We start from the raw sequence: 26,306 nt of genomic DNA, 5'->3' as shown, positions 1-26,306 counted from the left end.
ATAATAAGCATTAATGCAGGGCTGGCTTAGCTCAATAATCAGTCTGGCATAGATGTGATAAGGTCGGCACACCCAATATCCCAGGTGTCGACCCACTCCAGCCTACTGACATCATAAAACCCGGCCTTGCTCCAAGGCTTGGCTCTAAGGCTGCGCTTTGATCCCTGAGTAATATTCCCTGAAAGTATTCCCGTTTATTGTATGACTGATTTTGCCTGTTATCCGCCCCGCTCTATAACATGAAGGAAATATCACCAATTTGTACGCGTGGCCCTGTAAACCCCGTCCTGCGTACAGCTTACGTGGCTTAGGTTTTCTGTCTATGCTTGTTGAAGCGGCTGAATTTTTCGGGTTACCGGCTACTCACTCTGCCGCCAATTAGTTTTTTATATAGGCTTTGGAAAAACATGGAAAAACGATGCAAATTTTGATGGAACAGAATTCAGAGCAGGTCAGTGGCGGCAATGTGACTTGAGGACAGGCCGTAACAGCTACCCAGGCTGGCGCGTCGGCATTGCAGCGTCAAGAGCTGCACTATTTAGCGGCGGTTACAATATTGGAAACCGCTGTGCTGAAGCGCATAGAATGCACTGTGCCAGGTAAGGCGACGGGCGAAAGCTTATTAGCCAACGGTGCTTACACGCTGAGTTCTTTAGCTTACGCCAGCTATGGATTAATGCGCCCTTCACCATCAGAAGCATTAGTTAAGGAAGTTTAAATGGCAACCCGGGAGGTTTAGCGCTGCTGGCAGAGCAACATACCGGTAAAATCCGGGATTTGATTACGGGTACCTTTCCAATGTTTTTGGCTTCGGGAGCCTGGCCGGCTTCTTCTTTGAGACTTCATTCTAAAGGCAAAAATTCGTAACTCATGAGTTCATCTTTTCGCCTGATTAGAGCTTACTTTCCTGAGCAATAAGAGCTATCGAAGAGGCAAATAGTAGTAACAGGCTTTCATTATCATCGGGCTTCACAGATGGTGAAAGCTACAAAAAGTGAAAGCAGTTTCATTCCGGATTCTGACATGAAACTGCTTTGATGACTCTTAATTGCATCGTCGCGCTATTTGCGCTCTGCCCGGCGACAGGCCGCTGCGGTGAACAACACATCTGTGGAGCTATTTAGCGCCGTTTCTGCAGAGTCCTGAAGTACTCCTAAAATAAAGCCCACCGCTACCACCTGCATGGCGATGTCATTGGGAATATTGAACAGGCTGCAGGCCAGCGGTATAAGCAAAAGCGAGCCCCCGGCCACGCCAGAACTTCCACAGGCAGAGACTGCCGCAATCACGCTCAGCAAGATAGCGGTGGCAAAATCTACCGGAATATCAAGGGTGTTTACTGCGGCCAGCGTCAGTACGGTAATGGTAATTGCCGCGCCGCCCATATTGATGGTCGCTCCTAAAGGGATGGACACAGAATAGGTATCTTCATCCAGTTTCAGGCGCTGACACAAGCTCATATTAACCGGGATATTGGCGGCTGAGCTGCGAGTAAAGAACGCCGTGATGCCACTTTCTTTCAAACATTTGAAAACCAGTGGATAAGGGTTGCTGCGGGTAAGGATGAAAACCAAAATAGGGTTGGTAACCAGCGCAATAAACAGCATGGCGCCAATAAGTACCATCAACAGATGTGAATAACCTAATAAAGCATCAAAGCCGGTAGTTGCTACGGTACTGGTCACCAGGCCAAAGATTCCTATCGGAGCCATGCGCACCACAATGGTAACCACAAAAGTCACGCTGTCGGCCATATTTTGTAGCACATTTTTGGTGGTATCAGAGCCATGGCGTAAGCCAAAACCCAGCCCTACGGCCCAGGTAAGTAAGCCAATGTAATTCGCAGTCACCAGTGCATTGACCGGATTATCAACCATATTGAATATCAAAGTATTCAATACTTCGCCCACGCCTTCCGGCGCGGTCTGACTGACCTCGGCTGCCACAAGGTTTAATTCGGTGGGGAACAAAAAACTGAAAATTACGGCGGTGGTGGCGGCTATCAGGGTCCCCACCATGTACAACACAAGGACCGGTTTTATGTGGGTTTCCCGGGCTTTTTGATGATTAGCAATAGAGGCCATCACCAGAATAAAAACCAACAACGGCGCGATGGCTTTTAAGGCTTTAACAAAAATTTCGCCAACCAATCCAGCAGAACGCGCTGCTTCTGGCGATACCACCGCCAGCACAATGCCACAGATCAGGCCGATAACAATTTGAAGCACGATGTTGCCGTTCATGTAGCGCCGCACCATCGTCGAAAATACATTTGAGCTCATTAAAAAGAGTCCTTGGTTTTTTAGCACGGTGCACCTTAATGCATCTGTTTACCAAAATGAAACAATTTTGCTCAGATTGCCTTTTAAAGCCTGAGAGGCCAATAAACGTTGTGTAAAAAGCAGGCAAAGCACTTGATTGGCGGGTGAATGAGCGCGCATCTGTGGGCCATGTGGGGGAAAAGAAAATACGTGATCTATAACAAGAAGCCGGAGGATCCGGCTTCTTAACTATATTCTGGAACCGAAAACGGCCGGTAAGATTAGCGCTTAAGAAATTCCAGAATATGCCGGGTTACCGCTTCAGGCTTTTCGTCGGTGACCCAATGGCCTGCATCTTCAATCCAGAGGAGTCTGGCACCGGGAATGGCCTCGATGAGCTTCGGCGCATATTTTGGTTTTTGAAAATTGTCTTTGTCCCCCAAAGGATCAGAGTTTCAATGTCGATATTTTTCAGCTCGCCAGCGATGGCTTCTGTGTATTCTTTATTCAGCCTGCGCATATTGCGGAAAAATGCTGCTTTGCCTTTTTCACTGTTCCACTGCCCTACGTACCGCTCAGTCATTTCTTCGGTAACCACGGCATCGTCATATACCCCGCTTGGCATAAAGCCTCGCATGGTGTCGACGAATTCCTCAACACTGGTGGACTCTTCCACCCCAGGCTCTAACATCTTCTCAAATTCCGGAATAGGCCAGGAGTCAAAGCAAACACTATCAATCAGCACCTGCCGGCGTACTCGCTGAGCATGGTTGACCGCCAGCAACTGCCCAATTCCGCCACCGATGTCGTGGGATACTACATCCGCGCTATCAACGCCAAATGCGTCCATCAATTTCACCAGGATTCGGGTTTGTGCATTAATAGACACATCTGCATCAGCAGGCATATCAGACTCACCGTAATTGAGCATATCGGGGGCGATAACACGATATTGTTTAGCCAACTCCGGCATCACATGAGTCCACAACATTTTGTTGGTGGGAATGCCGTGTAGCAGCAATAAAGGCTGACCATCTCCCATTTCTTTATAGGCAATACGGTGTCCTTCAATCATCGTGTATTGAGTGTCAAGCGCTTCCATGGTGGTACCTGTGTTGCTCATATAACCCTCTATTGGTTGCTACAAAATAAAATAACGACACCCTTGCAGATGTGTCTTACATGGGATGAATCAATAGGTAGCTTTTGCTATAAATAACGCCCAATTGAACACCCGTTCAAATTGGTACCAGCGAGTCTTTTAAAAGTTCATTTTTAATATCAACCGCCGCGTTTCTGTTCACAAATCAATCTGCCCTTGGGGAAAGATATTTGAAAGACCACCATTGCAATAAAAAATGCGAACAGTTCTTATTTGTGTTTAGACTATGTATACTCATTATTTTTCTTTCGCGCGACGCGCCCTCATAAAAGACAGTCATAATCATGAAAAACAACAGCTTCGCCAGGAATTGGCTTCGAAAGATGCATTTATGGATTGGATTGATCACGGCGCTGTTCGTGTTAATACTGAGTGTTACCGGCGCGATGTTGATTTACGCAAAAGATATTCAGACCATCATCAATCCCCAGTACTGGACGGTTGCAGAGCAATCTTCCAGGTTGCCAATCTCCACCCTGCTTGAGAATGTAGAAGCCACTTCCGGACAGACGGTTACCGTTGTGAGCACCGAACCTGAATACCGCGACCGGGCCTGGCAGTTGCGCCTGGACAATGGTGAGTATGTTAGTGTGGATCCGTATACGGGTGAAATTTTGCTGACCTATGCTTTCGAGGAGCATCTATACGGCTTCACCATGTCGGTACATCGCTGGCTGTTGTATCGGGATACTGACAATCGCACCAGCCTGCGTAATTGGGTCAGTGTGGTCGCGCTGTTGTTTATTTTCGAAGTGCTATTCGGGTTTTATTTATGGGTGAAACCCAAAAAGCGTCTGAAGCGGCTTAAAATCAACACCCGGGCCAAAACTAAAATTTTGCTTTATCAGCTGCATACTGTGCTGGGTGTTTTTCTGTTTTTGCCACTGTTGCTTATCGCCTTTTCTGGTATTGCGTTTAACTGGAAAGCCCCTACCGCAGCGGTGGTCAGCGCCTTGTCGCCAGGCCAGATTGAGGCCCGGCCGCCGGTAGCGGAGTTCACCCCAGGCCAGCAACTAGCTATCAATCGTGCCATTGAAAATGGACTTCGGGCCTTACCTCAGGCGACATTGTTCAGAATCTATATGCCCGCCTCCCCCGGTGAGGCTCTGAAACTGCGGGTGCAGATGCCGGGCGAAACTCACGCCTACAGCTGGATATGGATGAATCCTTTCACCGCGCAGGTATTACAAACCTTTGATGCGTCGGCGGCATCGGCTGCGACACAAGTCTGGAATTTTAAATACAAATTCCATATTGGCGGTTTTGCCGGTCCTATTGTTGAAGCCCTATGGCTGATTATGGCCCTGTCACCATGCTTTTTTGTAATATCCGGCATTTATTTCTGGCAACACCGCCGAAAAAGCAAGCCTGTGCCAAAATTTCGCGCCCCCAAAAACGCAATTGATAATCATTCTCTTTAACATTAGACTATGGGCGTTTTTTATTTACAGGAATAGTAAAAGCCATGAAGTTTACCGTTAGCCGCGCCAGCCTTTGGGTTTCCTTATCTCTTGTGTCGGGCTCTGCCCTGGCCGTCACCGACCTGCCTGCCGATATGGAACGAATCGTGGTTTCTGGTAGCCGGGTGGTAGAAAGTATTGATGAAGTACCGGCTTCTGTTACGGTTATTACCAAGCAGGATATCCAGGAACATCTTAAGGTTACCCCTGAGCTGCAAAGTTTGTTGGCCATGTATGTCCCTGGTATGGGGCCGGATACCGGCAGCTCCAGTAACACCGGTCAGACCTTGCGCGGACGAGCGCCGTTGGTGATGATTGACGGTGTGCCACAGTCTACCCCGCTTCGAAATGGCTCGCTGGGGGTCAAAACCCTTGATCCCAGTGCCATTGAACGTATCGAAGTTATTAAAGGTGCGACTTCCATTTTTGGTAACGGTGCGGCCGGCGGTATTATCAACTACATCACGCGCACCCCCAGAAGCGACGATGGCGTTGAGGGTGATGTATCTGTTTCCAGCCGCTTCAGTGCGGTGCAGCCCGATGAAAGCGCAGGCCATCGTCTGGAAGCTGCGGTCAACGGCCGCACTCAAAACTGGCATTATCTGCTGACGGCCAGCTATGAAGAAAACGGCGTTCAGCGTGATGCCGAAGGGGATATCCTGGGGCTGCAGTATGGGTTGTCTGATGCCATTACCCAAAACTATTTTGCCAAACTGGGCTACGACTTTGATGCTGATAAACAGCTACAGGTAAGCTACAACTTTTATCGCTCCCAGCAAAAAACCGATTTGGGCGATACCTTCAATGGCAATAAAGATTTGGCAGTGCATGTGCCCCCTGCCGAGCAAAAGGCGGGCGAACCACAGGGGCCAGATGGCAATACTAATCTGATGGTGAAATACACCGACCTGAATATTTTTTCCAATACCCAGCTGACCCTCGATTATTATGATCAGAGCATAGAAAATGTGTTTTTCTTTTCCCCGAGTCTGGCCAACCCTGAAGGCGGCTATAGCGGTGGCCAGTCGGTAATAAAATCCGAAAAGGAAGGACTACGCGCCACCTTTAACAGCCAGCTTAGCTTTGACAATATTGAAGCTACTTTTATCTATGGTCTGGATGCCCTTAACGATGTTACTTCGCAACCACTGGTGGATGGCCGGGTGTGGGTTCCGGAAATGGACATGAATAATGTGGCCGGCTTTGTGCAGTCAAAGTGGGTTTACCATGAGGATCTGATTATCAAGGCCGGGGTTCGTCGTGAAAGCATCAGCCTTGAAGTGGATAACTATGACACCTTACGCCTTTGCCGACAGGAAAATCAGTGTTCTGTGCCTGTTGCCGTGACCGGTGGAGAACTGGATTATGATGCCACCACCTATAATGTGGCGGTTAAATACCAGCTTAATCCGGCCTTCCACCCATTTATCAGCTATTCACAGGGTGCGGATATTTCGGATACCGGCCGTTTGTTACGCTCAGCCACGGTCACCGATATTGCCGATATACGCACCGAAGCTTCGATTATCGATAACTATGAGATTGGTTTTACCTCGCAGATGTCTGAGGCGGTACGTCTTGAAGTAGCGGCCTATCGCAGTACTTCAGAACTGGGCACATCTACCCGGTTTGATCCCACTACCGGTGTGTATTTACCGGTACGGGCCCCGCAGGAGATCTGGGGTTACGAGAGTATTATCAACTACCGTGTGTCGCCGACTTTAGACTTAAGTGCGACCTACAGTTATGTTGAAGGCAAGGACACCCAGGAAGATGTTTACCTGGGTGGCCGCACCGTGAACCCTCCTAAAGCCACACTGATTGCAAACTGGCGCCCCACCGATACGGCAAATTTAACCCTGGAATATTTGTATGTGGGCAGCCGCGATCGGTTTAATGCAGATGAAAACGGGGCTTACAGCACCGACCAGGCGCCGGTAAGCAGTTATAATGTGGTAAATGTCAGCGGCAATTACGCGTTTTCGTCTCAGTGGCAGGGCTTTTTAGGCGTGCAAAATCTGTTAAATGAAGATTATTTCCCGGCCCGGGCTCAGGCCTATACCTATGGCGGCTACCGGGTGAAAGGGTTAGGTACCACCGTTAATGTGGGGGTCACCTACCAGTTTTAGATTTTCCTCGCTGGATCTCTTCACCTCATTTACAGGCCGGCTCATCCCCGGCCTGTTTGCTATTACCGGCGTTTGTCACTCAATGTAGGTGGTGCCTTGCAATACGTCCTGTGAACAATCACTGCCATGCAATACCGAAATATCTCCGGTTGTTTCTAATATAACCGCCCGAACCTGCGAGAAATCCAGCACATTTGCCTCACGCAATTTGGCGATAAGATCGCTACGAGCCACGCGGGTATGCCGCAGGGCATCCTCCAGAATTATTCCATCGCGCATCAGAACGATCGGGGTGTTTTGCATCATGGCTTCAAATTTGTCAGATGAGCGGCGCAGTCGCGCCGCGCTGTATTGCACTGCAAATAATGCTGCCATCGCCAAGCCTGCCTGGATAAAAGCATCCCAGTTTGTCGACTGACTGGCGCCGGCCAGCAAGGAGCCCATTGCCACCGTCATAACAAAATCAAAGTTGGTCATCTTGGAAAATGAGCGCAGCCCGTTTACCCGTGTAAGTAATACTACCCAGCCCATGGCCAGTGCCGTAAGCAATAAACCACGTAATACAAGATCCAGTGTCGCACCATCTACAAACATGCAATTGTTCCGTTTAAAAAAATTGGCATGGTATGCATACACTTAAAACCGACACACAGATGAGTACGGTATTATTTTATAGTGAATGAAGACCTTCAGAATAAATATTGTATTCTCAGTTCGTAAGACCTGGCGTTTTGAAGGACATTGCAGCTAAACACGTGAGAGGGCTGAGTCAGAATATAGGGGGAGCTTGCTCTATAGCGATAAAAAGGGCTTTGCTGCATCGCTGTACATCAACGAAAAGCCCCTGGTTTATGATTATTATGTTATTGCATCAGATCGTTTCGCAGTTCCCATACATTGAACTCGACTTTGTCAAAATGCCCTGCCCACCGCTTCATCAATTCCTTGGCTTTTTCCTCATCGCCCATGTGGGTAGCCAGCACTTCCATAAACTCTGTTTCAGGTGGTGCCATGGCCCCCCAGTTTTCATAAGGAACCGCCAGATTTATCTCACCGTGCCCACTGACCGAGTTAGAAAACGACCAGTGATAGGGCCAGTTTTGTTCCTTGGCTGCCTCTGACATGGTTTTGATATCTTCGTTAATAGCACTGCGGTGACCCAGCTTAGGCTGATAGCTGGTCACTCCCACATATTTGTAGTTAACATCAGGGCCCCAGTGGCTGTTTTCACGATCTTCGATTGCCAGGTAATGGTGATAATGATCTACATACTGGCCAGCGGTTTGTTGCCAGTTCTCACTGACCCCCTGGTTCTTCGCCCAATCGCGATAGGTGTCCATATCCGCCCAGGTAAAGTTATTGGCCCGTACCGCCAGCCGATCCAACTTGCTGCCGAATACCGGAGCATAGACATGCCATTCGCGGGTATCATTTTTAGATTGTCTGAATTTTACATGCTCTTTCAGTGCATCTTCGAGCGCCTGTTGTTTTCCTTCTTTAGGCATCATCACCCACATTTCAGCCAGCATTTCCTTTTTGGCCCCGTCTTCCTTGTGCGCCTCGGCCAGAGCACTGGCGGACGTCAGGCATAATATCCACAAGCCGGTGGCGGCTATGACCCCTTTGTACAGTTTGTTCATTGTTGTATCCTCTTACGGTCTGATATAAACCAATGGGTCCAAAACGACAATAACTGCGCGACTATTCAGTACGCTATTAAAGAACTCATCATCTGCTGAACGTATAAGCATAGCCCTATATCCGGTAAAGTTCCGTAGCTTATACGAACAAGTTCTTACGCAGGCAAATTCATGAGAAAAAACAGCTAATAAGCGAAGGGATTAAAACAAATGCTCATAAAACATTGTAGCTATGGGGTTATTCACTCTGATTGAGTGAGTTCGACATGCACTGGTAATAAACTGAAACGAGGTTTAGCTATTCTGACAATTCCGCTATGTACGTAAACCAGGCCTTGGCGCAATGAGTTTTCCATCGCAGTAGACTAGTAGAAAAACCATCAAGACACTGAGATATCAAATCTTGGCAAGAATGTCCTTGCTAGCAGCTTGCGCTCATACCTCCTAATATCTTCGACCACTACAGCCAGTACACCGTTAAAACTAAGCTGGTAAGGCAGGTAGTTTCCCTTAAAGTTAAAGCACACTTGAACCATCTGGTATCGCACCAGATTGTAGGTCAGCATTACGCCCCACAGCTCCTGCTTCTCTAACTCAGGCAGGCGACTACGCAAGGTCAGATGGTTGCCCAGCATATATTTTTCTACTCCCGATAGCCCAGCTCAATTTCTAGCGATGTCCGTATAAGTTTACGATATCGGCTGCAGGTTAGTGCATGGCGCCGGTCATTGAGGTCAGTACCTCATAGGTTTTGCCTCTGCTTTTTCGGCTTACAATACGAGCAGTCAGGGTATCAGGTAATCCCGGCCATAACTTCCTGAAACTGGGGTTACTGCTTAACGTTACCAATTTGTCATTGCGTCCCAGAGAGCGAATTTCCTGATATCGCAGGTTCTTTTTAAAAAGAATAAGCCAGTGTCGGTTTTCCCCCTTGTGCTGCCACTGATTAACAGGCCCAGGGAGTAAAACCCTTATCGAACAGGGTGACACTATTATCCGGGGTGGTTTCGATAAGCTGTTCGGCCAGCTTCATTTTATTGACGGCATAACTGTCAAACGCTCTTCCTGTCATCAGGTCGGTACTTAGCTCAATCTAACAGACCATTCTTACTTGCGTATAAAGAGAATTTTTTTGCGTGAAAACCCGTCGGCATCTTCGGGTGTATCTTCAGTACGCCAAACGACACCATCAACGTCTAAAAGCGTCAGTGCGTTCCGTTGAGGTAGATTTGCCTGTTTGACCAATGCGCGGTCATATGCTGATACACCGCCTTTGCGCCACATTCTTCCAGTGTTTTGCAACGCTGCGTCAATACACTTGGCGCCGAAAAACAGTTTACCTTCGCGGTCGACAGGGTCCAGTTGACTCACGGCATCGGATATCGATTTGTCGCTATATAGCGCCATGCCCACAAGCAGCCACACCGATGATTCCACTTGCGCAAGGTGACCGTATCAGTCATCTGATAAGCTTGCTCAATCAACTCTAGTGGGATGAGGTCTGACAGCACTTTAACCTGAGGCTGTTTTGCTGAATTGATGATGTCGAGAGCTTGAGAAACGTCCATAAAAAAATCCGATACCAGTTAGCTGATATCGGATTTTGAAGCCTTCAAAGGATCGGTCAACCGATCATTAAATTCTTAACTGTTCGGCATTAATGCTGAGTAAGAGTTTTTTTGGGAATCAGGAGATGATACGACGGAGATATCGAAATATTTTATTTGTTATAAAGATCTTGGCGTGTTACGTTCTTTAAGGAAATTTAAATTTCTTAATAATAGTGATTAACTATGTAGTTTGAGTTTAATATTAATATAGATATTATTACATATTAAAGGGATATAGTATGAAAAGATTGTCGTTAATAATTATGTTTTTTTTGGTAAGTCCTTCGGCTTTTAGTAGGCTAAATAATTTAAATGATTTTTTTATTGACAATAAAATTTTTTCTTTTAGCGACTCATTCTACGCCCAGTTTGATAACAGTGAAGTTCCAAAGCTTATTAAAAATAAAGTCTACAATATAAAAAAATGGGAGAAAAGAGCAGATAAGGGCGATATTCCGGCAATTATAATTTTAGAAAATTTCTATATTAACAACCACAACTACCAAAGAGCTGAAAAGTTTGCTTTGCTAAGATACTTTTACTCAAAAAATAAAGGTTCAGCGTTAAGTTCATTGTCGTCAATATACAATGCTTTGGGTGATTTTGATAAAGAAGTAGCTTTTGTGTACTTGCAAGGTGAAATTGACAAGCACATGAAGGATACGCTTTATTACAAGTCGAAAACCAGCGCTTTTGAGAATGAATTATTAGATAAGAATTCTCAAATCTTTCTCAAGGCGGCAAGGGAAAAACTTAACATAAAAGAAGCTGTAGAATTCGATTATAGCATAATGTTTAAAAACAAAATTGACTTTTAATTTTTACAAACGGAATTGTTATGAAATTATTCTGCTTTTTAATTCTAAGTTCTCTGTCAACTTTTGTTTATTCAGAGGGCAGTATCGTTGCCGCCGAAGCAATTTATACAGGTGATAACCTTTATAACGGAGCGTATAGGGCCGTACAGTCATCAAATGAATGGAGAAACATGGATATAGGTGATTTCTGAATCACGAAAGTTACGGTGAATTACAATAATGATAATAAAGGTTGGCATACAGTATATTATAAGACAACACGACAAATTTTTCATCATAAAAAAGAAGATTCATCTAAAGATGAATATGCTGATGCAGCAATAAATCAAGCTCTTCAAGAAGAGTTTCGTTGATACAGATATGATATTTTCGCCTTGTTTTCTCAAAAAGAGCCAACTTACGACGTAATATCAGGAACGCGATCATCGATGAACATAGCCCCCAAGTTTTGTCACTGTGGCACGGTAACAATCTCATCTGAAGGGAACCTTAAAAGAAATGATGCAGATTATGAAATACCTTGATTACCAGCAGTGACTAGTGAATTCAGACCTAAAATGTACTAGTGTGATTACCAAGGGAAACTGTCGGTATAATTACCGAGCGACTTTGTCGTTGACACCATACCAGTCCATATTTATTCTTGCAAATTGCACGGCCGATCTGAGCGATAGGAGACACGTTCGATATTTAGTTATTCAATGCGAACAAAAGCGCAAGATCCGCCGTTCGACGGTCTCATTTAATGTTCCTTCGGTACCTAAAATTCAGTATTCATACTCTTATTCAGTACCCTCAGCCTGGAATAGGGAACTTATTAATGATCATCAAAAGAGGTTTATTCCATATCTGGTTCGAAAACCAAAATATCGCCGGGTTGACACGCCAAATGATGACAGATAGCTTCTAAGGTCCCAAAACGTACACCTTTTACTTTACCACTTTTAAGTAGTGATAAATTTGCTTCGGTAATACCAATTTTCTGCGCTAATTCCTTAGAGCGCATTTTCCGCTTCGCCATCATTACATCTAAATTTACTAATATTGGCATTTATATTATCTCGTTGTTTTCTAACGCTATCTCTCTTGCAGCACTGAAAAATTGGACAATTGCGGGCAGGCAAAATACAACTATCAAAGTTAGAGGTCTAATGTTGATTTCTATATCTTGATCACTTCCCAGTAAATACAGGGCGAAGGGACTCAGTAACATATTGTAAAGCACACCAAAAAACGTCAACCATGCTAACCACTTCAGGCAGCTCACACTTGAATCAGAATAAAAAGTGCCATGACTGAATTGTTGCAATAGACGTTGCAAAAAATATGCACCCAATAGAAGTGTTATGGCAGCAGGCGCTACTAGCAGAAGCAATATGCTAGTTTTATCATGATGAATTTGCCAAAGCTGGTTAAATTGATCATCACCAAATGATACCCACGATCGACCTTCTGTTACAAAGCCAAATATCGCGACAAAAAATACCGCGCCAAATATTGCGAACACCATGAAGCGGGCTATTTTTCCCGTTCGTTTCAACTTATCTAATGAACTCATTTTTATGCCAGTAAATTTTTCAATCAGTGTAAGCCAAAATCTCAGACCGTACAAAGAAATCCCTTTCTTACGGAAATAAATTATTACAAATAAACAAATAGTTATTATAAAACAATAATTATTTGCTGTTAAGGTAATATGAAATAACTGAGGGTAAACAATGTCAATACGTATAGGTATGCTAATTCCAAGATTTATAAAAAACAAATCGCCTAAAGAAAGTGTGAGGGCTATTTTGAAACTCACCTTACTATTAACAATATTAAGCGCTATGTCTGGTTGTCGAATATGGGATTTGGCTAACTTTCAGTGGCAAAATGCTAAAGCGAATGTTTCTTGGGGCAAAGGGCAAAGCAATGCAGTAGTGCCATTCACCATGCTGAATAATCATATTATCGTCTCTACGACTGTAAACGGGGTTAATGGTTTTCGCTTTGTCTTAGATTCTGGCGCTGCGGCGACTGTGGTTACTGAAACAGCAGCTACCCAGTTACTTAAATTTCCTCAAAACAAGCCAATTGCGATATCTGGTTCTGGGAATGGTGACGATCCTATTGCCTACATAGTTGATAACACCCATATAAATATTGGTGATTTTTCAATTTCAGAGCTATCTGTTATTTACGCCCCCACATCAGCTATGCCATTTGACAGTATCGCAGAAACCTATTTTGACGGCGTATTAGGCGCAGATTTTTTTAATTGCTGCTTAATCGAAATAAACTACGATAAGCAAACGCTTCAAATATCATTACCTACGCAAACAAATCGTCAAGGGTATGCATCGAAATCATGGCAAGTGTTAGATATTGAAGTAGAAGGCAATACCCCATACCTATCAACCCAAATACGAAACGGTGAAACAGATAAAACAGTCAAAGTGATGCTTGATACTGGCTCCACAGGCACGTTGAGCTTGTTTGCGAACAAGCAAGCTTTTGCTATACCAAACAACGCTTTCACTGCAAGAACGACTGGAATTAGTGGCGATACATTGAACAAAGTAGGCTTACTGAGTTCATTGGTTATTGGTGAACAACATTTTAGATCCTTGCCCACATACTTTCGTGTAACAGGGAGCAATTCTCAAAGCGGCAGTCATGGTGTATTGGGCAATCAAGTTATGCAACGATTTAATATGACGTTTGATTTCTCTGGAGAAAAAGTCTGGATCCAAGCTAACCATAAAACGAGCATCCCGATTTTGTTAGACCGCTCCGGTTTACGATTACTACCGCATAGCCAAGGAGCAATAGTCAAAGATATAGCCGCTGGGACAGGCGCAGATGCATTGAATATCTCTAAGGACAGCATTGTTAACAGCATTGATGGGATTAATATTAATAGGGATAACTTTGACGGAGTTCTGTCAGTGTTGCGCGACCCCGAGGTTAATTACGTCCACATCTGTTGGATGGCCAAAGAAAACCAAACCTGCGGGAAATTAGCTCTTTATTCAAGAATAAAAATGTAATTTTTAGCGAAGCGATTTAGTCGAGTATTAAAAACCGAATATCAGCTATCTGCACAGAGACTGTAAAATATTTTGTGTAAATGGCTGATTGCACTGTTAAATCCGAGCCTGGTACATAATCTCGAACTGCGCCATGGCCGGTTTCCAGTTGCGTATGGGCATCGTCCACTTTTTCGAAGCCTGATGCAAGGCTAGGTACAACACCTTCATGACGGCTTCGTCGTTCGGGAACGACCGGCGGGTCTTGGTGATTTTTCGCAGGGACGCGTTCAGCGACTCAATCGCATTGGTGGTGTAAATGGCCTTGCGTATCTCGGTCGGATAATCGAAGAATACGCATAAACGTTCCCAGTTCGCCCGCCAGGAGCGGCTGATGGTCGGGTGTTCGCAATCCCATTTTTCTGCAAAAAGCTCGAGGGCCTGCTCGGCTTCAGCACGAGTGGCCGCACCATAAATCAGTTTTAAATCCGCCGCGATAATCTTACGCTGCTTCCAGTTCACGTAGCGCAGCGAGTGGCGAATTTGATGCACGATACACAGCTGCACCTGTGTTTTCGGGTATACCGCTTCAATGGCTTCCGGGAAGCCTTTGAGGCCATCACAGCAGGCGATGAAGATATCCTCCACCCCACGGTTTTTAAGCTCGTTCATCACCGACAACCAGAACTTGGCGCCCTCAGTTTGGGCCATCCACAGACCTAATAACTCTTTTTCACCGGCGGTATTAATGCCAAGCGCCAGATACACGGATTTATTTTGTACCACGCCAGAGTCACGACTACGAACCACTAAACAGTCGAGATAAACCACCGGGTAAAGCTTTTCCAGCGGCCGATGCTGCCAGGCCTTAACCTCGTCCATCACCGCGTTCGTTACCTGCGATATGAAGGTGGCAGAGACCTCAACACCGTAAGCTTCTTCAAGGTAAGCCTGAATATCCCGCGTGGTCATGCCGCGCGCGTAAAGGGCAACAATGCGCTCATCAAATCCGTTTAGCTGACGTTCGCCCTTGCGTACTAACTTGGGGTCAAAACTGCCGTTGCGATCGCGTGGAATATCGAGTTCAACATCACCATTGGTGCTGCGAACACTCTTCTTCGTTTTACCGTTGCGAGAGTTGCCGCTGTTGTTACCAGCCGCATCGTTGGGCGCGTAGCCCAGATGGGCTTCCATTTCGGCTTCTAACGCTCGTTCAGCAACCTTCTTGGTAAGCTGCTTGAGGAGGCCAGCTTCGCCTAAAATGTCTTCTGGTGAATCACAGTCGTCAAGCAGTTGGTCGATGAGTTTGTCTGATATTGGCATTCTGATATCCTTCTAAGGAGTTGATAAGAATGCCATTTACACAGTTATTTTTACACTCTCGTAAACCAGCCTTTGACAAAAAGATGCTAGGTTCTTTTGCGATTTACTTTTTTACGCCTTTACCGATCTTTTTCTCTAAATTATTCAATCGCGTTTTATAAGCACCGTTCTCAACATTTTCTTCATAGCTCATCGCTAACGCTTTCTTCCTCATCTTAAGCGCCATGGCTAAATCGCCTTTAGCTTCATAGCCATCTGCTAAGCTGTCGTAGGCGTCAGACTTGTTAGGGAATCTAGTAACGTTTTTCTTAAAAATGGCAATTGCCGACTCGAAGTCTTTTTTGTTTAACTCCGCATAGCCTGCGTGATTTACTGCTTTGTATTCTGGCTTTGCCTGAAAGCCGTATTTTTCAGAAAGGTCTTTATAGTATCGTTGTACCGCATGGAGACCTTCTTGTATTAGTGCACCTGTCGGGCGTAACGAATTAAGCTGTTTTTGAAGGGCCAAGCTCATACCTGCAAGCGCAGTGGTATTGTGGCTTTCAGATGTATCTAGCTCGGTATCAAAGGTAAACCCTTTTCGTGTACTATTATTCAGCAGTTCAGAGTAACGCTGGAATGCGCTCAGCATGTGTCCGCCTTCGCTGCCCATATTTACATAAAGGTATTTATTCAGGTCTTGTTCTGCGCTATAAAACTTTTCTGCTTCTGGAAATATCACTTCTTCGTGCCACCACAGGCTTGGGCTAAAAGCGAAGTATGCTTGAAACATATCAGGCCGTTCATGCAGGGCGTATACGGTGAATAGGGCGCTTAAAGAATGCCCAGAAAGAATTGCGTAATTATTAGTACGATAATTCGACTTTACATGCGGCTTTAGCTCTTTCTCTAGAAAATCTAAAAAGTTGTCTGCACCACCTGATATTCCCCACTCGTTATAGCTTTCATCATAGGTAGGTGTGAAATCTCGTGTACGCTCGGTGTTTGTGATACCGACAATTATCATCTCTTGCGCCATACCAGACTGATTGAGAAGGTCTAGCGTGCCTACTGTATGCGCAAAGTTGCGCTGGCCGTCTAACAAATATAAAACAGGGTAAGTTGTGTCTTCGTAGCGTGAGTAATTATTGGGTAAGTGAATAAGCAGTTCCCGCGACTCACTCAATATTTCCGATGTTACAGTTGTAACCATAGCTTCGCCGCGTACTTTAGCGGTTGCGTGAAAGCTAAGGCTTAGTAATGTGCCGATAAAAATACAAGCAAGTTTCTGATACATTTGGAATTCCTTTTCTCGAACAAGCACGGGTTTCATCGATAGTTGAGTTAACCTAAGCTGTCATGGACGCCCGAACTTGTCAAAAAATCGCAAATAATTATGTAGTTTGGTAAAAATATAAACGCAGAACCAATGATTTTTGTTTGTCGAGAAGTAGGAAATAAGATCGTTGATCGTCTGCTCCTTGTCTTAAGCAGACCACCATCCTCTGAGTGGTGACCGTTCGCAAAACGCTCTTAGCGGAATTGTCTTTCCGTCCTTAAAGACGTGAAAACAGTCAAATTTGGGCTAACTCATGTATTAGTCAGTACACTTTATTAGTTCTGAGAAACCCAAGAGGCCAATCTTCAGGCGCAAATATTTCTCATCAACTCATTGAATAAGGAGGCTGGGGTGCTCGCACTAATCAAAGTCATTGTGAATGACTATGGCTGGATCCATTTATCGTTAGGTCTGTTTGGTAATTTTGCTTTTTTTGTCGGCAGTATTTTATTTTTACCGCGTTTTGAAATGTATCAGACCCTTGGCGTCTGGCTGTTTATCATCGGGGCATTTTTTATGCTGCTGGGAACGGTGGGAAGATTACTGGTGGATATTAGTGGAAAAACCAAGAAATAACGCGCACCAACCGGGTTGATGCGCAACTCGCAGACTATTTTGCTATTGTATAGCGGAGCTTCGGCCTGCTTCCTTGAGATAGTTTTTCCATACTTTTTCATCTTCGCGGACCACATCTTTGTTGATGCTATGGGCCACCAGCTCGGAAAGCTGTTTGTTCATTTTGTTGCGTAATTTGCCTAAAAAGCCGGCTTCGGCAATGATGTCGATGTGATAAACTTTTTCTTCACAGCGACGTTTGTCCAGCCAGTCAGTCACGGTGCCGGCAAAGCGGTTTGCTTCTATCTCGGTGGCATCTTTGCGGCTCATGGTATCCACGCCGTGGACTGCGCCACTGGGTGACGAGGTGGCTCCAGGGCGGTCGGTGACCAGATCACTGTCTGAGTCGCGACCATCATCGTTCATCAGAACCACAACCGGTTCAAGCTCGCTTGCCCCTTCTTTCTCGATGAAAATTTTTGCTTCAGTTTGATTTGCTACTACCAGATATGATTTTCCTAACATGCTTGGTCCTCGCGTTGGTTGCGTACAGTTTATAAGGCACAGCCACCAAAAAAGATTGGTTCCCACCCGCGTAGAGGGCGATTATTTCTTCACCCAGATGCCTATTCCCTATTTAGCCGCCAGCCCGGATTACCCTGTGGCCGGTTTGGGCAGCCGAATGGTGCCCATTACCATGATGTTCATTCACGCAGCTCAATTTGGCATACACCGCAGTCTTATGAAATGCCATCTGCCCCATCGTAAATTTACTGATGCGACTTAACATGGGCCATTGCCAGCTTTAAAAACTTTTCCCCCTGTTTCGCACCGTTTTCAAGTTCCTGCTGTTGTGCAGGATCCACGATACTACTGAAATTGGCGGCGACAGTTTCTGGATTCTGGTCTTCAGCGGCTAAAAAGATCCCCGGCGTTTCCACCGTTCTGGCACACGAGTAGCCGCCCACACCGGCACACAAAGTTGTACGGTTCGGGGCCCCGTCATGACACAGGGTCAGCGCTCCGGCGGTCACCGCGTCAGTGGTAAGCATGTTGTAAATATCCGGCGGTAGTAGGTCTTCGGTCATACGGGTACCGGCGGTGGGGGCCAGTGCGTTAATGCGAATATTATACTTCGCGCCTTCTAAAACCAGTGTATTCATCAGGCCGATAACCGCCATTTTCGCGGCCCCGTAATTGGACTGGCCGAAGTTGCCATACAAACCACTGGATGAGGTTGTCATCAGGATCCGGCCATAGTTTTGCGCCTGCATCGTTTCCCAAACTGCCTTAGTGCAGTTCACCGTACCCATTACATGCACATCGAAAACGGCCTTAAAGTCTTCAAGATCCATCTTGGCAAACGATTTATCCCGTAGAATCCCGGCATTGTTGATCAGCACATCGACCCGGCCCCACTTTCCCAAAGTGGTATTGATCATATCCTGTACCTGAGTCATGTCGGTGACATTTGCACCATGGGCTAAGGCTTCGCCGCCCGCTTGTTCAATCTCGGTGACCACCTGTTGCGCCGCAGCCGAGGAGCCGCCTGTGCCGTCCCGCGCGCCACCAAAATCGTTTACCACCACTTTAGCGCCGCGCCTGGCCAGCTCCAGGGCATGAGATTTTCCCAGACCGTTACCGGCCCCGGTAATAATGGCTACCTGATTGTTAAACGAAATTGTCATGATGTGTCCTTGCTTCTTGTTGATTGTTTCTGCTGACTTAAATATCTGTTGGCGTTACTGTTTCACCAGCTGCAAACCTATCCACTCGGCCATTAGCGCCGGCTTATCACTGTTTTCAATTTCAATGATGACATCGTACGTCACCTTGTACTGACCCGGCTTGGTATTATCTACACCCTTAACCTGGGCGATACACCGAATCCGGGCGCCCTGGCTCACCGGGGCTAAGAAACGTACCTTATTAAAGCCATAATTAATGCCCATCACCGCGCCCTCTACCTGCAAGCTGAATGACTCAGCAAAGTACGACAGCATTGAGAGGGTCAGAAAACCATGGGCGATAGTAGTACCGAACGGGGTTTGCCGGGCTTTTTCTTCATCCACATGGATAAACTGATGATCGTGGGTACAATCAGCAAATTGATCGATTTGCTGCTGAGTAACACAAAACCAGTCGGTGGGCGGCAGGCTGGTGCCTACGCTGTTAAGCATTTGCTGGGGGGTAACAGTTTGCATTTATTCAGGCTCCTTAAAGGCCAGCGCGTAACCATAATACGCGCCAGCAACCATCGATTAAAACCACTCGCTTTGCATCTCGTGGTTGGTGGTATCCAGCTGGCTAATGAGCGCGGCCCAGTGGTTGATCTCAGGCAGCTCGCTGCGAAAGAAAAATTGTAAAGTATGCAGCTTGCCCTGATAAAAATGCTTTTCGCTATCACTGATACCAGGCTGGGCAGTCAATGCCTGATTGGCTACCAGGCCTTGTTTAAGCCACATCCAGGCAATAACCACATGACCGAATACCTCCAGATACTTCACCGAATTGGAAAAGGCCGCATCAATGCTCATCGCACGGGTCGCCGCCAGCACGGTTTTGGTGGTGCTATCCAGGGTGCGGATGGCCTCTGCTAGCGCGTTGGCATACTCTTTTAACGCCGGCTGTTCCGCTGCCTGGCTAATCGTACGCTGCATGGCGTCCAGACAAGCCTGATAGCCCGAAAAATCATTTGCTGGTACTTTGCGGCCCAGCAGATCCATCGACTGGATCCCGGTTGTTCCCTCATGGATCGGATTCAGGCGGTTTTCGCGATAGAACATCTCCACTGGATGCTCATTGGTATACCCTGCACCACCCAAAACCTGTATCGCATAGTGATTGGCTTTTAAGCCGTATTCAGAAGGCCAGGTTTTAATGATGGGGGTCAAAAAATCCAGCAACGTATGTCCGGCCTTGCGCTGTTCCGGCGTATCCGCGGTTTTTTCATCATCATGCAGGCGCGCGCCAAATAAACATAGGGCCAGAGCCCCTTCAGCATAGGCTTTTTGCGCCAGCAGCATCCGTTTTACATCACTGTGCTCAATAATATTTACCGGTGCCGACTCAGGATTTTTCTCGCTTAGCAAGCGCCCCTGGGGCCGTTCTTTGGCATAGTTGAGTGAATACTGGTAGCCGGCCAGCGCCATCACCGTGGCCCCCATGCCAACAAACAGCCGGGCTTCGTTCATCATATGGAACATATAACTCAGTCCCATATTTGCTTCGCCCACCAAATAACCTACCGCCCCGCCTTTTTCTCCAAAATTAAGCGCCGTGGAGGTAATAGCATGCCCGCCCATCTTGTGAAACAAACCGGTCAGGGCCACATCATTGGGCTCCCCCACACTGCCATCTTCATTGACCATCCGCTTAGGCACAATAAACAACGAAATGCCTTTAACCCCTTTCGGGGCGTCCTGAATTCGCGCCAGCACCAGGTGCACAATGTTGTCACTTAAATCATGATCGCCCCCGGAGATATAAATTTTGCTGCCGGTAATACGGTAACTACCATCAGGCTGCTTCACCGCTTTGGTGATCAGGTCGGCCAGGCCGGAGCCGGCGCCCGGTTCGGTCATTGCCATGGTGCCGGTAAAGCGGCCTGCGCGCATTGGCGCGACCCACTTTTGAATTTGTTCGGCACTGCCATGGGCCTGAATCAGGTTGGCATTGGCGTTGGTCAGGGTAGTGTATCCCATTACGCTCATACCCGAGGCGGTAAGGTGGGCACTCACGGCGCAGGCCACCAGCGACGGTAATTGCATGCCGCCATGTTCAAAATCGGCGGTGGCAGAGGCCAGCCCCGAATCGACTACCGCCTGAACCGCTGTTTTTATCTCAGGGATAAGGTGTGCCCGGTGGCCATCAAATTCCGGCTTTTGCAGATCGGTTTTTTGTCTTATCGGCAATAGGTACCGTGCGGCCACGCTTTTAGCGGTTTGCAGTGCTGCTTCAAAGGTTTCCTGATTGTGATCGTTAAACCGCTCGCGACTGCACAGCCCCTGGGCGTCAAACAACTCATACAGCATAAAGTGTAAATCACGTTCATTTAAAATGGAGACTGCCATAAAAACCTCTGAAAAATAAAAACCGGTGTGGGTGGTGTCTGGTATCTTTGTTTTATTCTATTGTTCCTGTAATTAGCCCGGGATAACATGACCTTAGAGGTCATACTTTGCCAGGTGCCTGTTGTACCCTTATTCGCGGAACAAACGTTGTATGGTTATGTCTTCATCATTATTGTCTGAACAGGCCTGCGCGCCCGGCCCGCAGGCCTTCAGTGGTTTATTGAAATTCTGGCGCAAGGTGTTTGAACTTAGTCAGGAAGAACTGGCTTATGCAATCGACTCGTCAGCGCGCCATATCAGTCGGATGGAAAATGGGCATGTTCATCCCAGCTTTGAAATGGTGGAGAAGATTTGCGCGTTTTTACAGCTTAAAGAGCGCGACACCAGTCACTTATTAATCGCCGCAGGATTTATGGCCTCGCCAACGCAGACTGAGTTTGACGCCCCCCGGCTAAGCTGGTTACGCAAAGCCATGAAGCTGACCTTGCGCGCCTTAGACCCCTATCCGTCGGTGCTGATAAACGGCACTGGTAAAATACTGATGGTTAACCAGGGCTGGCTGCATTTTTACGCGCCGATGGTGGGTGAGCAGGCGCTTCGCGATGCGTCGAACCATTTTGAGTTTTTGTTTGATTTGCACCAGCATCCCGGTAAGGCCATGCAGGATGCCCTGGCGCTAATCCTGATGAACCTGCAGCAAGAAAACTTACTGCGGCCCGATAAAGACATCGCCGTGCTGTTACAACGATTGGCAGCACGACCCGGGGTCCCCACCGACTGGCCACGGCGTGCGGCGTGCCTGGATCCTATGGCCAGTTTTAAAATGGAACTGGTGGTGAACGGAAAATTGCAGCGCTTTTATAGCGTAAGCCAAACAGTGGGGGCCATGGGGCCCACCGCCTATGTGTCTGAACCCCGTCTTACCATCAATACCCTTTATCCAGAAGACGAGTCCGTCCCCTCATGGTCGACCGCACAAACCAACCTTGGGCATCCATTGCTGTACTACTGAAATTTTACCTACTTGTGAAACAGGCAAAAAAAAACCCGCCGGCTCTTTGCAGAGCAAGCGGGTTTTATCATCATCACAAATCCGGGCTAATGCATTAAGCCTGTTCGGTCTGACGATGCGGCTTGGCCTGACGACGACGCGCCGGGCCATTATTTTGGCCGCGGCTATCATTTTGTCCACGACCACCATCGCGACGACCGGCCGAATTTGCTTTCGGTTTTTTCGGTTTGCCTGGCTTCTTAGGTGCTGACAAGGTGGTTTCACGCAAGCTTAACTGCGGCTCAAATCCTTTTAAGGTTTCCCGCGGCAACAGCTGCTGAATCAGCGTTTCAATGTCTTTCAGTTGTTCGTACTCATCAGCACTAACCAGAGACCAGGCCTGGCCCGACGCACCAGCACGACCGGTACGGCCAATACGGTGAACATAGTCTGCCGCGGTATTAGGCAAATCCAGATTAACCACCACCGGCAACTGGCTGATATCCAGACCACGAGCAGCAATATCGGTGGCCACCAGAATCTTTACCGAACCATCTTTAAATGCGGCCAAGGCTTTGGTGCGCGCACCCTGGCTCTTGTTACCATGAATCGCCGCACTGGGGATGCCGGCGGCTTCCAGCTTTTTAGCAATTCGGTTGGCGCCATGTTTGGTACGGCTAAACACCAATGCCTGTTCCCAGCTCTGCTGTTTGGCCATGGAAATAAGCGCCGCAATCTTGCGGTTTTTATCCAGTGGCACCAGACGTTGATCAATTTTTTCCACGGTGGTGTTGGCCGGCGCGGTGGAAAGCTTGACCGGCTGACGAGTAATAGACTCAGCCAGCTCGGTGACGGTACCGGCAAAGGTAGCCGAGAACAGCATCGTCTGGCGTTTGGCTGGCAACAGCTTCAAAATACGTTTGATATCATGGATAAAGCCCATGTCCAGCATACGGTCGGCTTCATCTAATACCAGCATTTCCAGATCGCTGAATTTAACCGCATTTTGCTGATACAAGTCCAGCAAACGTCCCGGGGTGGCAATCAATACATCCACACCGCCACGAAGGCGCTTCATTTGTGGATTAATACCAACCCCGCCAAACACGACAGCGGTTTTAAGTGGCATAAATTCGCTGTACTCGCGAACACTCTGTTCTACCTGAGCCGCAAGCTCGCGGGTCGGGGTCAGAATAAGCGCCCGTACATTGTTGGGTGAGGCTGGTTTGCCTTGCTCCAGACGATGCAAAAGAGGCAAGGCAAATCCTGCAGTTTTGCCAGTTCCGGTCTGTGCAGCTGCCAGTACATCCTGTCCTGAAAGAATGGCAGGAATGGCTTGCTCCTGAATGGGAGACGGCGTGCTATAGCCCTGTTTTTCAATAGCTTGTTGAAGCGGGGCAGACAAACCCAACTGGGAAAACGACATAATACCTCGAATGGCAAAAATAGATGAACAAAAAGAAGGGAGTTACAGAAGCATAACGGTTACAGACACCGCGGGGGCGTCTGTAACAAACAAGCACTGGTTTACAGTACAACCACGTCGGCTGCCTGAGGACCCTTGTTGCCTTGTTCAACGGTAAACTGTACTTCCTGACCTTCAGTCAGAGTACGGAAACCGTCTGATTTGATTGCGCGAAAATGTACAAATACATCTTTGCCGCCGTCTGCTTGTGTAATGAAACCAAAACCTTTGGTTTCGTCAAACCATTTTACTGTACCTGTGGTAGACATGAGTAACTCCTAAAGAGATTAATAAATAACGGATGCAACCAAGCATCCAGTTTGCACTGAAGGGCTATCTGTTTTGCAGCAGGCTTTAATCGGTAGACGTCTAAATGTGAATCGCACGAGGGGGACTAACAAGAAACTAACGTAAAGAAGCATTTATCAAATTGAAATAGAACCTTCTAAAGGCGAATGCATAATATCAGGCTTTATCAGTGTGTACCAGTTTATTTTTCAGCCCTGACTAACCCACCGGTGCTATAGGCTGAACAAATTTGCACCAAATCACGTAGCAAGTTCTTAATAACATGGTCATTTTAACAGAACAAAAAAGGAAAAAGTCTATGCAACGATTGCTCAAGCTTGGGATCTGGCTAAGCGCGCTGTGGTCACTGACCCTATCGGCACAAACTCAAAACGCCCCGGAACAGCTCGTGGTAGCCACCAAAGAAGCCCCGCCTTTTGTCATAAAAAATGAAAACGGGGAATTTGAAGGGATCAGCATTTATTTATTTGAGCAGATGGCTGCCGAGCTGGGGATTGATTATCGCTACGAAGAAACCGACTTGCCCGGAATGATTGAGGGTTTACAGCAAGGGAAGTTTGATGCCTCCATTGCGGCGATTACGGTCAATGCTGAGCGTGAAACTCAGGTGGATTTTACTCACCCCTTCTATACTACCGGTCTGGCCATTGCGGTGCCAAAAGATGAAAGCCGGATGATGTCGGCAATCTCTAATTTGTTTTCGTGGAAGTTTTTGGCAGCGCTGGGCGGACTTTGTTTATTGCTGCTGGCGGTCGGGTTTATTATGTGGCTGGTGGAGCGTCACGGCAACAAAGAGCAATTTGGAGGCTCGACTCGCAAAGGTATTGGCTCTGGATTTTGGTGGGCCGCGGTTACAATGACTACCGTAGGCTATGGCGATAAAGCCCCGGTAACCTTGGCTGGTCGGGTCATTGGCTTTATCTGGATGTTCGCCGCGATTATTCTGATCAGTAGTTTTACCGCCGCCATTGCCACCAGCTTGACCGTGAGTCAGTTAGAAACCCAGGTACAGGGCGTGGATGACTTGCCCGGTGTTCGAGTCACCACCCTGTCCAGCTCGGCCAGCGCCGCCTTTTTAGACAGCCGCTCTATTGATTATAAAACAGTGGCGACGGTGCGTGAGGGATTAGAAGCTATGGCTAAAGGCGATACCGATGCGCTGGTTTACGATAAACCTATTCTTGAATACCGTATTAATCAGGGGTTTGAAGATAAAATTCAGGTGCTGCCTGATGTTATTGATCGTCAGGATTACGCCATGGCATTACCTGAAGATAGCCCTCGGCGCGAAGCGTTTAATACCACATTACTACGTATTATTGATAGTAAGGAGTGGCGGGACAAGGTCAACGAGGTATTGGGCACTCAAAAATAAACCGCTAACAGAATTAACCCTATAAAATAAAAAACCTTGTCAGTGACGCGACAAGGTTTTTTGCTGGCTGATAATTCCGCAATTCAAAAGTTTTTAATTTGCCACTCTCGGGCACAATAAAGCATATGATAAAGTTGCTCCTGTCCTCCAGCATAAATATGGATCATCAGTTCATTCACTCCTGAAAGCTGGCACCATAATGATGTTCCATCCTGGAGCTGGGCACGAATGGGACCATTTTCCCGATAATTCGAAACTTCGGTGATAGTAAGTGAATGGCTTAAGCAAAACTGAGATAAACCGTCCCACATGGTGCCCTGCCCGATACTGGGGACATCGGTAAAATTAAAATTCAAAATGGGCTCCGCTTCCCTGTGGTGTAGGTTAACTATAAGCAACAAAGACCTGCCCTACCATTGTACTTTCGCCTACTGAACTTTTGGCTAATGCGGCCAGGGCCCCTTTGCTGCCTAGCTTTAAAGCCACTTCGGGCCTGCCATTTATTCTCAGGTTTGCCCGGGTCTCCAACTTTAATATATGGTCTGTTTATCTCACCGTTACTAGCCGCTTTAAGCCCATATTTATCGGCAGACCAGATAGCACAAACCGACCGCCGGAGGTATCTGACCAAAGGTTTTTTCTGCGCTAAAGGGGTTACCGTATGCTTACCTGACACACTCACTAATTAGCTGCAGGCAGGCGATAGCGGCTTGTGACCGTAGCAACACTAACAGTCGCGGCTGAAGCAGGTATAGAAGACTGCCGGGCCCAACATCGACATGGCTGCAATTGCCCTAAGCTGCGTT

At 47.0% G+C, this 26,306-nt stretch carries 22 protein-coding genes and 2 pseudogenes; 8 read left to right on the top strand and 16 right to left on the bottom strand.

The features are described 5' to 3' along the window. Window positions 1-1,061: 1,061 nt before the first annotated feature. Window positions 1,062-2,282, bottom strand: a complete 1,221-nt coding sequence (gene sstT, locus IT774_RS02780) for a serine/threonine transporter SstT (RefSeq protein WP_195811238.1) — start codon at window positions 2,280-2,282, stop codon at window positions 1,062-1,064. 260 nt (window positions 2,283-2,542) lie between these two features. Then, window positions 2,543-3,363: pseudogene (locus IT774_RS02775) on the bottom strand (alpha/beta fold hydrolase). A gap of 383 nt (window positions 3,364-3,746) precedes the next feature. On the opposite strand from IT774_RS02775, the gene IT774_RS02770 reads away from it, so the two are divergent. Continuing rightward, the gene (locus IT774_RS02770; protein WP_232365096.1) at window positions 3,747-4,844 is read left to right on the top strand and encodes a PepSY-associated TM helix domain-containing protein; all 1,098 of its coding nucleotides are present in this window, start codon (window positions 3,747-3,749) and stop codon (window positions 4,842-4,844) included. A gap of 44 nt (window positions 4,845-4,888) precedes the next feature. Next, window positions 4,889-7,012: a TonB-dependent receptor gene (locus tag IT774_RS02765; protein ID WP_195811236.1), complete on the top strand. Its 2,124-nt coding sequence runs from the start codon at window positions 4,889-4,891 to the stop codon at window positions 7,010-7,012. 75 nt (window positions 7,013-7,087) lie between these two features. Here the strand turns inward: IT774_RS02765 and IT774_RS02760 are convergent, their stop codons facing one another. The 3 genes and pseudogenes from IT774_RS02760 to IT774_RS17230 form a co-directional block, all read right to left on the bottom strand. After that, window positions 7,088-7,606 carry a DUF421 domain-containing protein gene (locus IT774_RS02760; RefSeq protein ID WP_195811235.1) on the bottom strand — a complete coding sequence of 173 codons (519 nt, stop codon included), beginning with the start codon at window positions 7,604-7,606 and terminating at the stop codon, window positions 7,088-7,090. Between the two features lie 269 nt (window positions 7,607-7,875). Beyond that, window positions 7,876-8,652 (bottom strand): hypothetical protein, encoded by a 777-nt coding sequence (locus IT774_RS02755; RefSeq protein ID WP_195811234.1) that lies wholly within the window; start codon window positions 8,650-8,652, stop codon window positions 7,876-7,878. A gap of 458 nt (window positions 8,653-9,110) precedes the next feature. Further along, window positions 9,111-10,220: pseudogene (locus IT774_RS17230) on the bottom strand (IS4 family transposase); the annotation flags it as partial. Between the two features lie 281 nt (window positions 10,221-10,501). Between IT774_RS17230 and IT774_RS02740 the strand changes: the two are divergent. Continuing rightward, window positions 10,502-11,080, top strand: a complete 579-nt coding sequence (locus IT774_RS02740) for a hypothetical protein (protein ID WP_195811231.1) — start codon at window positions 10,502-10,504, stop codon at window positions 11,078-11,080. Between the two features lie 206 nt (window positions 11,081-11,286). Beyond that, window positions 11,287-11,433, top strand: a complete 147-nt coding sequence (locus IT774_RS02735; RefSeq protein WP_195811230.1) for a hypothetical protein — start codon at window positions 11,287-11,289, stop codon at window positions 11,431-11,433. Between the two features lie 485 nt (window positions 11,434-11,918). Here IT774_RS02735 and IT774_RS02730 read toward each other — a convergent pair whose 3' ends face one another. After that, complete coding sequence (locus IT774_RS02730) at window positions 11,919-12,131, bottom strand: helix-turn-helix domain-containing protein (protein WP_195811229.1); 213 nt, start codon at window positions 12,129-12,131, stop codon at window positions 11,919-11,921. Beyond that, entirely contained in the window at window positions 12,132-12,638 is a 507-nt protein-coding gene (locus IT774_RS02725) for a hypothetical protein (protein ID WP_195811228.1), read from the bottom strand. Window positions 12,639-12,798: 160 nt separating this feature from the next. On the opposite strand from IT774_RS02725, the gene IT774_RS02720 reads away from it, so the two are divergent. Beyond that, window positions 12,799-14,112: a retropepsin-like aspartic protease gene (locus IT774_RS02720; protein ID WP_232365095.1), complete on the top strand. Its 1,314-nt coding sequence runs from the start codon at window positions 12,799-12,801 to the stop codon at window positions 14,110-14,112. Between the two features lie 96 nt (window positions 14,113-14,208). Here the strand turns inward: IT774_RS02720 and IT774_RS02715 are convergent, their stop codons facing one another. Next, entirely contained in the window at window positions 14,209-15,414 is a 1,206-nt protein-coding gene (locus IT774_RS02715) for an IS256 family transposase (protein ID WP_195811227.1), read from the bottom strand. 103 nt (window positions 15,415-15,517) lie between these two features. After that, the gene (locus tag IT774_RS02710) at window positions 15,518-16,690 is read right to left on the bottom strand and encodes an alpha/beta hydrolase-fold protein (RefSeq protein ID WP_195811226.1); all 1,173 of its coding nucleotides are present in this window, start codon (window positions 16,688-16,690) and stop codon (window positions 15,518-15,520) included. Between the two features lie 393 nt (window positions 16,691-17,083). Between IT774_RS02710 and IT774_RS02705 the strand changes: the two genes are divergently transcribed. After that, the gene (locus IT774_RS02705; protein ID WP_195811225.1) at window positions 17,084-17,308 is read left to right on the top strand and encodes a YrhK family protein; all 225 of its coding nucleotides are present in this window, start codon (window positions 17,084-17,086) and stop codon (window positions 17,306-17,308) included. A 42-nt stretch (window positions 17,309-17,350) separates the two neighbouring features. On the opposite strand, the gene IT774_RS02700 is transcribed toward IT774_RS02705, so the two are convergent. From IT774_RS02700 to IT774_RS02685, 4 genes are all read right to left on the bottom strand, one after another. Then, window positions 17,351-17,812, bottom strand: a complete 462-nt coding sequence (locus IT774_RS02700; RefSeq protein WP_195811224.1) for a host attachment protein — start codon at window positions 17,810-17,812, stop codon at window positions 17,351-17,353. Window positions 17,813-18,057: 245 nt separating this feature from the next. After that, the gene (locus IT774_RS02695; protein ID WP_195811223.1) at window positions 18,058-18,975 is read right to left on the bottom strand and encodes an SDR family NAD(P)-dependent oxidoreductase; all 918 of its coding nucleotides are present in this window, start codon (window positions 18,973-18,975) and stop codon (window positions 18,058-18,060) included. 54 nt (window positions 18,976-19,029) lie between these two features. Then, entirely contained in the window at window positions 19,030-19,491 is a 462-nt protein-coding gene (locus IT774_RS02690; RefSeq protein WP_195811222.1) for a MaoC family dehydratase, read from the bottom strand. A 57-nt stretch (window positions 19,492-19,548) separates the two neighbouring features. Continuing rightward, the gene (locus tag IT774_RS02685; protein ID WP_195811221.1) at window positions 19,549-21,360 is read right to left on the bottom strand and encodes an acyl-CoA dehydrogenase; all 1,812 of its coding nucleotides are present in this window, start codon (window positions 21,358-21,360) and stop codon (window positions 19,549-19,551) included. A gap of 157 nt (window positions 21,361-21,517) precedes the next feature. On the opposite strand from IT774_RS02685, the gene IT774_RS02680 reads away from it, so the two are divergent. Further along, window positions 21,518-22,372 (top strand): helix-turn-helix domain-containing protein, encoded by an 855-nt coding sequence (locus IT774_RS02680; RefSeq protein WP_195811220.1) that lies wholly within the window; start codon window positions 21,518-21,520, stop codon window positions 22,370-22,372. Window positions 22,373-22,466: 94 nt separating this feature from the next. Here the strand turns inward: IT774_RS02680 and IT774_RS02675 are convergent, their stop codons facing one another. Together IT774_RS02675 and cspE are read right to left on the bottom strand one after the other, a co-directional pair. Next, on the bottom strand, window positions 22,467-23,777 hold the full coding sequence (locus tag IT774_RS02675) for a DEAD/DEAH box helicase (RefSeq protein WP_195811219.1): 1,311 nt from the start codon (window positions 23,775-23,777) through the stop codon (window positions 22,467-22,469). Window positions 23,778-23,878: 101 nt separating this feature from the next. Next, window positions 23,879-24,085, bottom strand: a complete 207-nt coding sequence (gene cspE, locus IT774_RS02670; RefSeq protein WP_195811218.1) for a transcription antiterminator/RNA stability regulator CspE — start codon at window positions 24,083-24,085, stop codon at window positions 23,879-23,881. Between the two features lie 338 nt (window positions 24,086-24,423). On the opposite strand from cspE, the gene IT774_RS02665 reads away from it, so the two are divergent. Continuing rightward, window positions 24,424-25,500, top strand: a complete 1,077-nt coding sequence (locus IT774_RS02665) for a transporter substrate-binding domain-containing protein (RefSeq protein ID WP_195811217.1) — start codon at window positions 24,424-24,426, stop codon at window positions 25,498-25,500. Window positions 25,501-25,583: 83 nt separating this feature from the next. Here the strand turns inward: IT774_RS02665 and IT774_RS02660 are convergent, their stop codons facing one another. Further along, a complete protein-coding gene (locus IT774_RS02660; RefSeq protein ID WP_195811216.1) occupies window positions 25,584-25,856 on the bottom strand; it encodes a hypothetical protein in 273 nt (90 codons plus the stop codon). Window positions 25,857-26,306 lie beyond the last annotated feature (450 nt).

It is taken from the genome of Salinimonas marina (assembly GCF_015644725.1).
In the GTDB taxonomy this organism is placed as follows: Bacteria; Pseudomonadota; Gammaproteobacteria; order Enterobacterales; family Alteromonadaceae; genus Alteromonas.
This window is presented reverse-complemented; position numbering and strand designations above follow the sequence as displayed.